The 14,004-nt window shown below is 49.0% G+C and carries 12 protein-coding genes; 10 read left to right on the top strand and 2 right to left on the bottom strand.

Annotation, left to right across the window (positions count from 1 at the left end):
• From NDI45_RS25350 to NDI45_RS25335, 4 genes are all read left to right on the top strand, one after another.
• Positions 1-1,517: tetratricopeptide repeat protein (locus NDI45_RS25350; RefSeq protein ID WP_348249342.1), on the top strand; the 1,517-nt coding region annotated here is incomplete at its 5' end.
• Between the two features lie 208 nt (positions 1,518-1,725).
• On the top strand, positions 1,726-2,019 hold the full coding sequence (locus tag NDI45_RS25345; protein ID WP_348249341.1) for an IS1-like element transposase: 294 nt from the start codon (positions 1,726-1,728) through the stop codon (positions 2,017-2,019).
• Positions 2,012-2,497, top strand: a complete 486-nt coding sequence (locus NDI45_RS25340) for an IS1 family transposase (protein ID WP_348249340.1) — start codon at positions 2,012-2,014, stop codon at positions 2,495-2,497. The genes NDI45_RS25345 and NDI45_RS25340 overlap by 8 nt, the downstream gene beginning before the upstream one ends.
• Positions 2,498-2,623: 126 nt before the next feature.
• A complete protein-coding gene (locus tag NDI45_RS25335) occupies positions 2,624-4,333 on the top strand; it encodes a Calx-beta domain-containing protein (protein WP_348249339.1) in 1,710 nt (569 codons plus the stop codon).
• Between the two features lie 160 nt (positions 4,334-4,493).
• On the opposite strand, the gene NDI45_RS25330 is transcribed toward NDI45_RS25335, so the two are convergent.
• Complete coding sequence (locus tag NDI45_RS25330) at positions 4,494-5,072, bottom strand: recombinase family protein (RefSeq protein ID WP_348249338.1); 579 nt, start codon at positions 5,070-5,072, stop codon at positions 4,494-4,496.
• Between the two features lie 319 nt (positions 5,073-5,391).
• On the opposite strand from NDI45_RS25330, the gene NDI45_RS25325 reads away from it, so the two are divergent.
• The 6 genes from NDI45_RS25325 to NDI45_RS25300 all read left to right on the top strand — a co-directional run bounded on the left by NDI45_RS25325 (position 5,392) and on the right by NDI45_RS25300 (position 12,345).
• The gene (locus NDI45_RS25325; protein WP_348249337.1) at positions 5,392-5,802 is read left to right on the top strand and encodes a hypothetical protein; all 411 of its coding nucleotides are present in this window, start codon (positions 5,392-5,394) and stop codon (positions 5,800-5,802) included.
• Positions 5,803-5,955: 153 nt separating this feature from the next.
• Positions 5,956-10,038: an NB-ARC domain-containing protein gene (locus NDI45_RS25320; protein ID WP_348249336.1), complete on the top strand. Its 4,083-nt coding sequence runs from the start codon at positions 5,956-5,958 to the stop codon at positions 10,036-10,038.
• A gap of 155 nt (positions 10,039-10,193) precedes the next feature.
• Entirely contained in the window at positions 10,194-10,808 is a 615-nt protein-coding gene (locus NDI45_RS25315; protein ID WP_348249335.1) for a ParA family protein, read from the top strand.
• Positions 10,805-11,590 (top strand): ParB/RepB/Spo0J family partition protein, encoded by a 786-nt coding sequence (locus NDI45_RS25310; RefSeq protein WP_348249334.1) that lies wholly within the window; start codon positions 10,805-10,807, stop codon positions 11,588-11,590. Before NDI45_RS25315 ends, NDI45_RS25310 begins: the two co-directional genes overlap by 4 nt.
• Positions 11,591-11,764: 174 nt before the next feature.
• Complete coding sequence (locus tag NDI45_RS25305) at positions 11,765-12,130, top strand: GIY-YIG nuclease family protein (protein ID WP_348249333.1); 366 nt, start codon at positions 11,765-11,767, stop codon at positions 12,128-12,130.
• A gap of 2 nt (positions 12,131-12,132) precedes the next feature.
• On the top strand, positions 12,133-12,345 hold the full coding sequence (locus tag NDI45_RS25300; protein WP_348249332.1) for a hypothetical protein: 213 nt from the start codon (positions 12,133-12,135) through the stop codon (positions 12,343-12,345).
• A gap of 96 nt (positions 12,346-12,441) precedes the next feature.
• Here NDI45_RS25300 and NDI45_RS25295 read toward each other — a convergent pair whose 3' ends face one another.
• Complete coding sequence (locus NDI45_RS25295) at positions 12,442-13,974, bottom strand: restriction endonuclease subunit S (protein WP_348249331.1); 1,533 nt, start codon at positions 13,972-13,974, stop codon at positions 12,442-12,444.
• Between the last annotated feature and the right edge of the window lie 30 nt (positions 13,975-14,004).

Genomic DNA, 14,004 nt, shown 5'->3' with positions numbered 1-14,004 from the left:
ATGTCGCCTCTAGCCTCAACAACTTGGCAGGACTCTACGAGTCCCAGGGGCGGTACGAGGCGGCAGAACCCCTCTACCTACAAGCCCTCCAGCAGCTGCAGCAATTGTTAGGACCAGAGCATCCCCATATCGCCACTAGCCTCCACAACTTGGCAGGGCTCTATAAATCCCAAGGGCGATACGGGGAGGCGGAACCCCTCTATCAACAGGCTTTGCAGCAGCTGCAGCAATTGTTAGGACCAGAGCATCCCAATGTCGCCTCTAGCCTCAACAACTTAGCAGGGCTCTATAAGTCTCAAGGGCGATACGGGGAGGCAGAACTCCTCTTCCAACAAGCCCTCCAGCTGCGCCAGCAACTGTTAGGACCAGAGCATCCCGATGTCGCCTCTAGCCTCAACAACTTGGCAGGACTCTACGAGTCCCAGGGGCGGTACGAGGCGGCAGAACCCCTCTACCTACAAGCCCTCCAGCAGCTGCAGCAATTGTTAGGACCAGAGCATCCCCAGATCGCCTCCAGCCTCCACAACTTGGCAGGGCTCTATAAATCCCAAGGGCGATACGGGGAGGCGGAACCCCTCCTTCAGCAAGCCCTCCAGCTGCGCCAGCAACTGTTAGGACCAGAGCATCCCGATGTTGCCTCTAGCCTCAACAACTTGGCAGCACTCTACCAGTCCCAGGGGCGATACGGGGAGGCAGAACTCCTCCTCCAACAAGCCCTCCAGCTGCGCCAGCAACTGTTAGGACAAAACCATCCTGATGTTGCCACCAGCCTCCACAACTTGGCAGGGCTCTATAAATCCCAAGGGCGATACGGGGAGGCGGAACCCCTCCTTCAACAAGCCTTCCAGCTGCGCCAGCAATTGTTAGGACCAGAGCATCCTGACGTTGCCTCTAGCCTCAACAACTTGGCAGGGCTCTATAAATCCCAGGGGCGATACGGGGAGGCGGAACCCCTCCTTCAACAAGCCCTCCAGCTGCGCCAGCAACTGTTAGGACAAAACCATCCTGACGTTGCCTCTAGCCTTCATAACTTGGCAGGGCTCTACGAGTCCCAGGGGCGGTACGAGGCGGCAGAACTCCTCTTCCAACAAGCCCTGCAGCTGCGCCAGCAATTGTTAGGACCAGAGCATCCTGACGTTGCCACCAGCCTCCACAACTTAGCAGGACTCTATAAGTCTCAAGGGCGATACGGGGAGGCAGAACCTTTGTATGTGCAAGCCCTGCAGCTGCGGCAGCAATTGTTAGGACTAGAGCATCCCGATGTTGCCTCTAGCCTCAACAACTTGGCAGCACTCTACCAGTCCCAGGGGCAATACGAGGAGGCAGAATCGTTGTATCTGAAAGCTCTTGCGATCGCCCTATCCAAGCTCGGGGAGGATCATCCCAACACAGGAATCCTTTGGCGGAATTTTGTGAGCTTTTTACAAGCCGTCATTGAGAACGGGCAAATCGCAACCCTTTCAGACCATCCTTTCGTTCAAGACTTGTCGCGCCGCATGCAATTTAAAGAGAAATAAATCTATATGTTTCTTGGAAAACAGCATTTCTTCACCACCATTTGAGAAATCTATATGATTACCGAAAATGCCTCTTTTCGGCAATATTTTTGATCAACAAGCTTCATGCGAATGACATCGCGGACGGTAGTGTCTTACATCTGTTGATAGGGTAAACTAGTGGCACTAGCAATCTGTTTGTTTTCCCCATCTACAAGTATTCACTCTAATGGCACTGATTCCAGTTGTTTGTCCCCATTGTCAAGCCGATAGGGATGTCGTGAAAAACGGCAAAACAGCCCAAGGTAAACAGCGCTTCCTCTGTCGCTCTGAGATTTGTCAAGGACGAACCTTTATGCTGAACCCGTCTTACCCAGGACGCACTAGCGCTGTCAAAGAGCAGATTGTGGAAATGAGCCTCAACGGGAGTGGTATTCGAGACATTGCCAGAGTGTTGCAGGTCAGTACTCGAACAGTGATTGGAGAACTTAAAAAAACAAGAAGTGCTCAAAGCAGTGAATGAACTCCTTCTACAACAGATTGAGCCTGAGCAAGTGCAGGTCGAGATTGTTCGAGTTAGTCTTGGAGCAGAGAATTCAGGCATTGAAAGTGAGCTAGACGAGATGTGGAGTTTCGTTCAGAAGAAGGCAAATCAGCGATGGCTATGGTGGGCAATTGACCATCACAGTCGGAAAGTATTAGCGTATGTATTTGGGAATCATAGTGATGCAGTATTTAAGAAGCTGCAAGCACTGTTGGAACCCTTTGGCATTAAGAAGTTTTACACAGATGGATGGGGAGCTTATGAACGATGTTTAGAAGCTCAGCAGCATAAAGTTGGAAAGGCAAACACCCAAAGAATTGAACGGAAGCATTTGACGCTAAGGACAAGAATCAAGCGATTAGCGCGAAAGACGATTTGCTTTTCCAAGTCTGAGCAAATGCACGATACCGTGATTGGATTGTATATCAACCGTTATGAGTTCGGGCTTCAACTGTAATTATAAACATCAACAAATGTAAAACACTACCCAATTATGGTTCAAGTGCAGCGGGTTCGATTACCATGATTGAATGGGCATGTTTATGTTCATCTAACTATTAAAAAAACATGCCATTAAAAAAATATGGCAGACTATAACGAAACTTTTTTAGGCGACCTATCAGATGATATCTCCAATCCGACGGCACATGAATTCTACCCAGGTAAGCTAGTCCTATTCCCTGGTTCCAATGTTGTCACAGGTAGTACTACTAAACGTACGACACCTGCTAATGGTGGTGATGAGGATCGAGACTTCTTTGTCTTTGACGTTCCAAGCGGATTCACTGTTGACGCCATTTACCTGAGGTCTTATCAACAGACCGGCGGTGGCAACTCATACTTTGCTCTAATTGAAGGAAATGCGTTCCCTGCCAACAGTATTGATAACGCTCAATTTCCTGAGCTTGCAAAAGAGTTTAAAGTCAGCAAATTGATTGACACTGATGAAGTTGGGGGGGAGCAGGATCTGCTTGATTATAAAGCAAGCGCCCAATTCCCTAGTGAGCTTGGTCCCAATGCTAATCCAGGGCAGCTTGATGCAGGCACCTATACAGCGTGGTATCAAGAAACGGCAAATCCTACCACATACTCATTCGATATTCGGCTCAAAGCTCCTGAAGGGGCTAACTTTGGTCAGATTCAGTTTGACCCAAGTTCCTTCTCGGTCGATGAAGATGCCGGTACATTCAACATTACCCTAACGCGTACGGGGGGAACTGACGGCAACGTTGGGGTCGAATTACGGCGTTTTGGCGGAACGGCGACTAATCTAGATGACTTCAGTTTTCATCCAGCAACGGCTATTTTTGAGCAGGGAGAAACCGAAAAAACCTTCACTTATTCATTGCTCGATGATGACCTGGTTGAAGGGGACGAAACAGCAATATTTGAGCTGGTAAATCCGATGGGTGGCGTTGCCATTGGTTCCAATAACCAGGCTACGTTGACGATTCTAGATAATGATTCACCAGACGTTTTCAGATTCGAAGCAGAAGACTTGACATTGGATACTTATTTGATTGAAGCCAATGAATTTGCCTCTGGTGGTCAGTTGGTCAGTTTCAGGCAGGCATCGGGTAGAAACGGAAGTGTATCGACAACCTTCGAAGGCGCCTCCGATACTTACAATGTCATCGTTCGCTATTTAGATGAAACTGATGGTACCTCGACCCTCGACTTTAAGGTGAACGGAGGGTCAGTTGAATCTTGGACGTTGGACAAAAACCTTGACAGCTCGGGTCCCTCAGAACGGGCTTTCACTGAGCGTCTGATAAGAGGTGTTGCGCTGCAATCAGGCGACCTGATTGCTATCGAGAGCGCAAAAGACCGAAATGAAGAGGCCCGAATAGACTCAATTCAAGTTGTTCCTGCCGATCGGTTCTATAAGTTCGAAGCTGAGGACATGTTGCTGGGCAATTATTTGATTGAGAATAATGAGTTTGCTTCGGGCGATCGGCTGATTAGCCTTAGAAATGCTGCTGGAGATACGGGCACCGCTACAACGGAGTTCACCGGGCCAACTGGTGTCTATGACATTACAGTTGGTTATTTAGATGAGTCCGATGGGGAGGGAGAGCTCGATCTTTGGGTGGATGGAGCTTCTACTGGAAGATGGTCACTGGATAAAGACTTAGGGAATAACAACCCTCTAGAACAAACGTTTGTAGAACGAGAAATTAGAGGCGTGTCGCTCAATAACGGCAGCACGATGACCATTATGGGAGAGCAAGATTCTTTCGAATGGGCCAGAGTAGATTTTCTCCGAATTATCCCTGCAACTACAAGAATCTAGTAGACCGCCGACACGCCGCTTGTTAAATTCAATAGTAGCTCGGGGCGGCGGGTGATGCCTGGCGTTCACTCCACGTTTGCCGAAAATGTCTATTTTTGGCAGTCTATCTAGTCCTCAGCCCTGGTGAAATAAGGGGTTAAGGCATACTACACCCGATCGCTCAAGGATTGTTTTCGGCAATGTTGCTCATTTCGGGATTGATGTAGCGGTAGTAAGTCGGACGGCTAATCCCAAGGTGCTCACAAATTGACGTGACAGATCGCTTCGGGTCAGTTGCCAGCGATCGCCCAATCTCAATCTCTTGTTCAGTCAACTTTTGCCGTCGTCCCCCTTTCCTACCTCTGGCTCTAGCTGCCTGCAACCCAGCCTGAGTCCGTTCCCGAATTAGATTCCGCTCAAATTCAGCCAATGCCCCAAACATGTGAAAGATGAGCTTTCCGCCACTGGTGGTCGTATCAATGTTTTCTTGCAGCGATCGCAACCCAATCTTGCGCTTTTCCAATTCCTCAATCAGGGCAATCAAGTCCTTAAGCGATCGCCCCAGTCGGTCGAGCCGCCACACCACCAGCGTGTCACCTTCCCTTGCAAAGTCAAACGCCTTTTTCAAACCAGGGCGATCAGCTTTGGACCCACTCATCTTGTCAGAAAAGAGTTTTTCACATCCTGCCGTTTGAAGCGCGTCCTGTTGCAAGGCAAGATTTTGATCATCGGTTGAAACGCGTTGGTAGCCGATCAGCATAGTAGGAGCAGATCTAATGTACTGCTACTGTATCAGAACTCGTTAGAACTGCTGCATTTTGAAACATAGATTAATTGACGGGTTTATTTACAGCTCAAGTAGCAGAAAAAGGGTGGCTGGTGTCGATCAGGCGGAGTGTAAAAGAAAGGGACGTTTCTGAGACACTTGCAACTGTCACACCGTAACTATTGCTTTCCTGAAAGCAGATCCTAAATTTTCTACTGAGAGCAACGATCTCTATTTGCAGTTCGACACTCAAATCTGACACAAGAAAGTCATCGAGTAAGATGAGGGATGTAATTGTTACCAGGTCAACGGTATGAATTTTGCAGTCCTGGTTAGCTTCTTGGCTCCATTTCTTCCATCTCTGTTCAATCTAGGAACCAAGGCGGCAGAAAGTGTTGCTGAAAAATTTGGGGAGGATGCTTGGGAAAAGGCGAAGAGCTTGTGGTCCAAGCTGCGTCCCAAAGTAGAGGCTAAACCGTTAGCACAGGGAGCAGCACAGGAATTAGCCCAAAATCCTAATGATGAAGATGCCCGCGAGGCGTTGACCAAACAGTTGCAGAAAATATTGGAGGCTGATCCTGCTTTAGCTGCAGAGATCGCCCGCCTTTTAGAAGATAGTTCTGAAACGGTTCACAAGGTCGTTAACGTGACCCAGTCAGTTAAAGGCGACAGAAATATTACGTTTGGGCAGTCGGATGGAACGGTCAATATTAACCAGAGCTAGGGAATTAGCGTGACCAGGAGCCTTTACCGTTGGTTAAAGAGCAGGGTTCGTGCGTTTATGCGATGGTGGCTCAAGCAAGGGCAGAGGAACCGCCGAAGTCGTCGCCATGCAGGTAAAAACTCTGTCACTCGAGCCCGACCTCAGACTTCGACATTGCCACTATTGGAGCAGGTAGGGCAAGAGAAACCGACCGCTCCCGAACAATCCTCTCTGCGAATTAATCAGGGAATCACTGGCGATCGCAATATCACTCCTGGCACAATCCGGGGTAATGTCACTATCAATCAATACAACAACGATCGCCCCCTTCGTACTGGAAAAAACTTCCAGATGCCGCCGCTGCCTGATTACTTTGTTGCCCGTCCAGAACATCAACAAACAGTCAAATCACTGCTGTTGGCAACTGATAATGCTACACCCGGCACATTGGTGGTTAGCGCAATCTACGGCTTGGGGGGTATCGGGAAATCTGTATTGGCAACCGCTGTAGCCCATGACATAGAGGTACAGGATCGGTTTGCAGATGGCATCCTTTGGGCAACACTAGGGCAAGAGCCTGATATTCTCTCATTCTTGAGTAGCTGGATTCAAGCTTTAGGGGATCATGACTATAAGCCGACTAGCATTGATGCTGCCTCGATGCACTTGCGCTCGTTGCTCTATGACAAGCAAGTGTTGCTTGTAGTGGATGATGCCTGGAACCCTGACCATGTAGAACCCTTTCGCGTTGGTGGACAGGGCTGTCGAGTATTGGTTACAACTCGTGAGGCAGAAGTTCGTGGGGCGAAGCGGTATGACCTAGAGGAAATGACGCCAGAGCAATCGCTCATGTTACTGACTCAGAAATATCCAGGATGCGTGACTGAGCGTGATCGCCAACAAGCTGCTACGTTAGCGAGGGCAGTGGGCAACTTACCGCTCGCCTTGGAATTAGCAGCCGCTCAATTAACAGACGGAGTCACCTTTGATGAACTACTGGACGATTTGCAGGCAGAAGTATCACGATTAGAAACTCTAGATCGCCCAGGAGCCGAACTAAGCCAAAAACAGCGCAAAAACTTGAGCTTATTGGCATCGCTTAACCTCAGCTTGCAACGGCTCTCACCGGAGCAACAAAAGCAATTTGCCTGGTTAGGGATATTGCCAGAGGATGTTTTGATTAGCGAAGCGGTCGCTGCAACGTTGTGGGAATTAACGCCACGACAAGCGGGTACAGCGCTGCGATTTTTGCGATCGCGGGCACTTTTGTCAGCAGGCGCACAACAACCAGGACAGAAACTCACCTATCGGCTCCATGACTTAATGCATGACCTGGCAAAGCGCATTTTAGCGAGTGGGTCAACGCCTCAATCTCAAGCTGAAATACCAGGATTGGGCTTACAAATTGCGGAAGCTCATTCCATTTTTTTAGACCGCTATCGAGCTAAAACTCAACAAAATTTGTGGCACACCTTACCCGACGATGGCTACATTCATACTCACCTTACCTGGCATCTGGAGCAAGCAGGACGGTTAACAGAAATTCATCAACTGCTACAAGAAGAAACCACAACGAGGCGAAATGGATGGTATGAGGCATGCGAAGCGTTAGGACAAACAGCCAATTTTATTACTGATGTGGCACGGGCATGGCAGCTAGCTGAGAACCTTTATGACAGCAGCCCAGCGATTTCTATTGGGTTGCAGTGCCGTTATGCCTTAATTATTGCCTCCCTAAATAGTTTGGCAAGTAACCTTCCACCTGAACTCATTGCAGCATTAGTTGAGAAAGGACATTGGCAACCAGCCCAAGGAATTGCATATATTCAGCAAATTCAGGAAGCTGGGAAACGAGCAGAAGCGATCAAAATGATTGTTTCCTATCTGCCGGAGTCTTTGTTACCCCAAGCCCTAGACATCACACGACAAATTCAATCTGAGTCTTACCGCGCTACTGCCCTCAGTGCTTTAGTGCCATACCTGCCAGAACTGGTGACCGAAGCCCTAGACATCACACGACAAATTCAATCTGAGTCTTACCGCGCTACTGCCCTCAGTGCTTTAGTGCCATACCTGCCAGAGTCCTGGTTACCCCATGCCCTAGACATTACACGACAATTTCAATCTGAGTCTGACCGCGCTGATGCTTTCAGGGCTTTGGTACCACACCTGCCGGAGTCCTTGTTGCCCCAAGCCCTAGACATTACACGACAATTTCAAGATGAGTTTGACCGCGCTACTGCTTTCAGGGCTCTGGTGCCACACCTGCCAGAGTCCTGGTTACCCCATGCCCTAGACATCACACGACAAATTCAAGATAAGTCTGACCGCGCTCGTACCCTCAGTGCTTTGGTGCCACACCTGCCGGAGTCCTTGTTACCCCATGCCCTAGACATTACACGACAATTTCAATCTGAGTCTTACCGCGCTCGTACCCTCAGTGCTTTGGTGCCACACCTGCCGGAGTCCTGGTTACCCCATGCCCTAGACATCACACGACAATTTCAATCTGAGTCTTACCGCGCTACTGCCCTCAAGGCTTTGGTACCACACCTGCCAGAGTCCTGGTTACCCCATGCCCTAGACATTACACGACAATTTCAAGATGAGTTTGACCGCGCTACTGCCCTCGGTGCTTTGGTGCCACACCTGCCAGAACTGGTGACCGAAACCCTAGACATCACACGACAAATTCAAGATGAGTTTGACCGCGCTACTGCCCTCAGTGCTTTAGTGCCATACCTGCCAGAACTGGTGACCGAAACCCTAGACATTACACGACAAATTCAATCTGAGGGTTTCCGCGCTGCTGCCCTCAGGGCTTTGGTACCACACCTGCCGGAGTCCTTGTTACCCCATGCCCTAGACATCACACGACAAATTCAAGATAAGTCTTACCGCACTGTTGCCCTCAGGGCTTTGGTACCACACCTGCCGGAGTCCTTGTTACCCCATGCCCTAGACATTACACGACAAATTCAATCTGAGGGTTTCCGCGCTACTGCCCTCAAGGCTTTGGTACCACACCTGCCGGAGTCCTTGTTACCCCATGCCCTAGACATCACACGACAAATTCAAGATGAGTTTGACCGCGCTACTGCTCTCAGTGCTTTAATGCCACACCTGCCAGAACTGGTGACCGAAGCCTTAGACATCACACGACAAATTCAATCTGAGTTTGACCGCGCTACTGCTCTCAGTGCTTTGGTACCACACCTGCCAGAACTGGTGACCGAAGCCTTAGACATCACACGACAAATTCAATCTGAGTCTTTCCGCGCTGCTGCCCTCAGGGCTTTGGTACCACACCTGCCGGAGTCCTTGTTGCCCCATGCCCTAGAGATCACACGACAATTTCAATCTGAGTCTGACCGCGCTGATGCTTTCAGGGCTCTGGTGCCACACCTGCCAGAGTCCTGGTTACCCCATGCCCTAGACATTACACGACAATTTCAATCTGAGTCTGACCGCGCTACTGCCCTCGGTGCTTTAGTGCCATACCTGCCAGAACTGGTGACCGAAGCCCTAGACATCACACGACAAATTCAATCTGAGTCTGACCGCGCTCGTACCCTCAGTGCTTTGGTGCCACACCTGCCAGAGTCCTGGTTACCCCAAGCCCTAGACATCACACGACAAATTCAATCTGAGTCTGACCGCGCTACTGCCCTCGGTGCTTTAGTGCCATACCTGCCAGAACTGGTGACCGAAGCCCTAGACATCACACGACAATTTCAATCTGAGTCTGACCGCGCTCGTACCCTCAGTGCTTTGGTGCCACACCTGCCAGAGTCCTTGTTACCCCATGCCCTAGACATTACACGACAATTTCAATCTGAGTCTGACCGCGCTCGTACCCTCAGTGCTTTGGTGCCACACCTGCCAGAGTCCTTGTTACCCCATGCCCTAGACATTACACGACAATTTCAATCTGAGTCTGACCGCGCTCGTACCCTCAGTGCTTTGGTGCCACACCTGCCGGAGTCCTTGTTACCCCATGCCCTAGACATTACACGACAATTTCAAGATAAGTACCACTCAGCACAAGCATTTCAGGGCATGGCAGATCAATTAATACAACTTTCAACCAGCATTCGCTTCTGGCACGAGGTTCTTCATATGTTGTCTCACCTGCGCCGCAACGAGCTTTTACAAACAATGGCTAAGCTTCGACCATTCATAGTGAGTTTAGGCGGCAAAGAAGCGTTACAAGAGATGGTTCGGGCAATGCATGAGGTCTGTCATCAATGGCGATAGACTTTGTTTTAGAAATGAACGAATTTTGGTAGTTAGGGCTGAAAAGAGCAAGTGCTATGAAATAGGAAAAGTGTAGACAAAACCAGCGTTTCTGGAATAGTTAGCTGGACGATTTTCGTGCAAAATCTCAAGGTGGTTCCAGTAGAATCAATACCATGATTATTACAATCGCCAGCTTTAAGGGTGGTGTAGGCAAAACAACGACGGCTTTACATTTAGCCCAGCATTTTGGTAAGCGGCGAGGAAGCGGCAAGGTTGTGCTGTTAGATGGTGATCCTAATAGAAGCGCGTTGAGTTGGTACGAGCGTGGACAGCAGAGGGCAGCTTTCTCAGTTATGGATGGGGACAAAGAGCCCCCAGCATTTGATCATCTGATTATTGACACTCCTGCCCGTACTGACCCAACTGAACTGCTACCACTCGCTGCTGCTAGCGACTTATTGATCATCCCTTCCGAGATTTCTATTTTTTCGTTAGAGGCGACGATCGGGACGGTGGGCATTCTACAATCACTGTCTGATGATAAGTACCGCATTCTCTTAACCATGCTTCCTACGAGAGGGCTTAAACGAGAAGCCAGTGCCAGGGAAGCACTAAAGGAAGCAGGACTGCCGGTGTTTAATACGGGAATTAAAGACAGGGCTGTTTATCAAGACTCGGCTCTGGAAGGATTGCCAGTGAGTGAATTGCGAGGCAGTGCTGCTGCCACTGCATGGGGCGACTATCAAGCTTTGGGTAAAGAAATCTGGAAGGGTTGGGGGACGAAATGAGTGCTAGCAAATTAACTGGGGCATTAGCGATCGCCAAAAGCCGAGGCGCAGAGACTCCCTCATCAACAGCGACCTTGTCGATCGACAGCATCACCGATCGCGTAGAAGGAGACAGCCGCCCACTAAACCCGGCTCATATTGAGGAGCTAGCCGATAGTATCGCGATCGTAGGATTGATTGCTCCAATCGCGGTGGATAGCCAGGGTAGATTGTTGGCGGGAGGGCATCGGCGTGCTGCGATTCTGCTATTACGGGAACAAGACCCCGATGCTTACGCTAAGCAATTCCCTAATGAACAAGTCCCCATCCGTCGTTACGACTTCGATAGCCAAATTGAGCCAGAGAAGGCGCTGGCGATCGAAGCCAGTGAAAACGAGAAGCGGAGAGATTACACTCCGACAGAAGTAAGGGCTATTGCGGATAGATTGAGGGCAGCAGGTTATAGAGATGCCCCCGGAAAACCTAAAAAAGGAGAGAAAGCTTTACGCCCTGCTCTGGAGTTGATTATTGGCAAGTCCATTCGGCAGGTGAGGCGGTATTTGAATGATATCCCTGACGACTCTACTGAGGATGGGCAGCAAAACCAGGACAAGCAAACCCGGTCAGATGTCCTAGTTTTGAATCGTGCTCTATCCAATCTGCAAAAATGGGCAAATCTGGCTAACAAGTATGAAAAGCCAGGTAAAGCCACAAAAGACCTGAAAAGCCATATCAATCGAATGATCCAGGAGATTGAAGACACGATCGAAGAACTGGAAGCAGAGGAAAATGATGGCTCGTGATCAGGGTGAGTAGTATTTATAGCAGTTTCTCTGGTATCCCTACCCAGAATGGGCTGTAAAACCAGAACAAGCAAAACTAGGACAAGCAAACCCGGTCAGATGTCCTAGTTTTGAATCATGCTCTATCTAGCTCATAGGAATGGGCAAATCTGGCTGAGGAGAAGCAACAGGTTGATGACAGAAGTAGAGGCACAGGCATACGCCATTCTAGAGGCGCTTATTAAGGCAGATTTCTCTGATTGTGTTCCAATTACAAGGGAATTTACAGAACTAACGACGAAACCTGGGATCTATGCTGTGCGGCATCGAACTGAGGGACTGCTGTATATCGGAAAAGCTCAGGACATTAAGGAGCGATTTAGAGGCGGGCATAAATCGATTACCTGGTCGTGGATTGCGGACTATGACCATCGCGATGTGGCGATCGCCACGTTTACCCTCGACTTCATGCGGTGGCGGGCGTTATCATCGGAGTTAGAGCGGATTATCCTTAATCTGAGCGAACCGCCGTTTAATGCCCGAATACCGATGAGGGACTGACCATGCAACCCACTGTTGAACAAGAAACGACAGAACATCTCAGCCCGGTTGCAGCCCGGATGATACTAGCGGCGTTGCCTGACAAAATCAGGGAATCGTTTGAAAGACGAGCCGCAGAGATTGAGTATCCGGTGGAAGCTGTGTTGGAAATGGCGCTCGCTGGTTTCCTCGATAGTGAGTGTTTGAGCTTCTCTGACTGTAAGCCTCGCTATTAAGGCACCAATTAAGCTGTAGAGCGGCTCCCGCTGCGTTTTTTCGATGAGGCGAACCAGCGATCGCATCACTGATTTCAGCGGTCAAGAGCGATCGCCCTATTCCACTCTCGGCAGGTCTAGCTGGTCATTGTTTGCCTTCTTCCGCTTGCCTCTTGCGCCCCCGCTCTTTTTGCCTTCCTGTGCCTGTCGCTCTATCCGAATGCGATCGAGTAATACGGAGGCAGGTTCATCATTGGGATTTTGCTCAACCAGTTCACCCCGGAAAGCTTTAGCGAGAATGGATTGGTTGAGAATGGCGAGGTGATCTACTGTTAATTGAAGCTGATGCCGAATCGCTCCAGTTGAGTCGAGCATGTTTTTAATGCAAGTGACGACTGCTTTTTGTTCTTGGAGTGGAGCAAGCACAAAAGGAATTTCTCGTACTCGCTGACAGTTAAGGGCTTGAGGCCCTGAACCGCTACCTACTTCTCTTGTAGATGCGTACTGATATTGGAACCAATACCAAAGATATTCAGGCAAAACTAGCCCATGATTGAGAATGACGGCAGCAATATTTTGGTTAATAGTTGCTTCGATCCTTAATATGGCAGTTTGTCCTCGGGTCTTGCCTTCTCCGATCATTGCTAAAAGTACTGTACTAACAGGTAAAAGCCGAACAGAAGTATTTTCATAGCCTTCTTCTGTAATGGCTTCACGAGTTTGAAAAATCTCATTGTTGCGAACCTCCCCAGAACTTACCCAAGGGATTGAACCATCCCAATACTTGAGTTCTTTCCGAGATGGAGTACTACCATTGCAAACATTGCCAATGTCATTAATTCTGCAATGTAGCCACCCGTCTGGTAACGATGGGTCATCTACAGGGCTATCTATCAGTTCTGCGTAAGTCTTTTGGACAGCTAGTAAATCTCTCTTCTTTTCAGCAAGCTCAAATCTCCGTTCCTTAATCCTCTCCAACAAAACCAAAGCAGGTTCAACGTCCGGGTTTTCTTCGCGCCAATCAGCTGTTAAGTCACCTCGGAAGGCAGCCGCAAGGACAGATTGGCGGAAGCCATCGCACAATTCTGGAACCGCTTCGAGGGCTTGTTTTGCACGATGAGAGCGATCGCGCAACTCCTCAATCTTGGCAACAATCCGCTTCTGCTCATTAAGTGGTGGAAGGGCAATTCTTAGTTCACTCAATGTTTTGAGATAAATGCCTTTCTGCGCCGTTCCCTTAGCTTTGTCTAAAAACTCTGTTTGTAATCTGGGCGAATCAAATTGATACTTTAGAAAACTAGGCACAATTTTGATGGGAGACATCACGGCAACGCTGCGTTGGAGCGTAAAAGGCTGACAGCTATCGGGTACAACTGCTGCTCTGCCAATTGCACCAACAATTGTGAGCAATACATCTCCTGCACTAATCTTTGTTCGGGCATCTTCCGCTTTAAAGGCACTCTCTTCAATAAATCTGCATTCACCATCAAAGTCAATTTTTCCATCATTGATATTACGGGCGCTCAACATGGGTAACCCAACTTCTTGTTTAGAAGGCGGATTATGTGAGCCGTCTACCAACTTTGATGTAATGTCTTTAAGCTGAACTAATTTCCAGTCTTCAGGCAGTTCTGTCAATTCGTCACTCATAGCTTGCAATCAAATCAGAATTAGGAAGCA

Origin of the sequence: Leptolyngbya sp. GB1-A1, assembly GCF_039962475.1 — a bacterium.
Lineage (GTDB): Bacteria > Cyanobacteriota > Cyanobacteriia > Elainellales > Elainellaceae > Leptolyngbya_A.
The sequence above is the reverse complement of the archived record's forward strand: the minus strand, read 5'-3'. Positions and strand labels throughout refer to the sequence as shown.